The organism is Bacteroides sp. 51 (assembly GCF_010500965.1).
Lineage (GTDB): Bacteria > Bacteroidota > Bacteroidia > Bacteroidales > Bacteroidaceae > Bacteroides.
In genome coordinates this window covers 1-310 of record NZ_QVMI01000190.1, presented here as the reverse complement: position 1 = coordinate 310, position 310 = coordinate 1, and the positions used below count along the sequence as shown (strand labels likewise).

Sequence of the window (310 nt, the reverse complement as noted above, 5' to 3'; positions counted from 1 at the left end):
TTAAATATCAATATTAATTAAGAAAGGATAACTATGGACATTAATCATGTAAGAAGTCGCTTTGCAAAACATTTTGATGGTGCAACAGGATCAGCGCGTTCAGTTTCCGGATTTGATGTATATAAAGCAATAGAAAGCAGCCGCGACCTGTTGGAAATGGTTGTACCCGAAAGGAAAGTAGCCCCCAAATCCTTGCCCGTCTTATCCTGAATAATATGTCGGCTTCGGAAGTGGTGATCGAGTTGGCCGACCCATCACGCGCAGGGGTTATCGTTCTCAGATCAACGGCATGCTTTTGCTTACTCATTAA

1 protein-coding gene is annotated in these 310 nt (G+C 42.6%); it reads right to left on the bottom strand.

The window, feature by feature from the left end:
• Positions 1-40: 40 nt before the first annotated feature.
• Positions 41-310: hypothetical protein (locus tag D0T87_RS24395; protein WP_203558793.1), on the bottom strand; the 270-nt coding region annotated here is incomplete at its 5' end.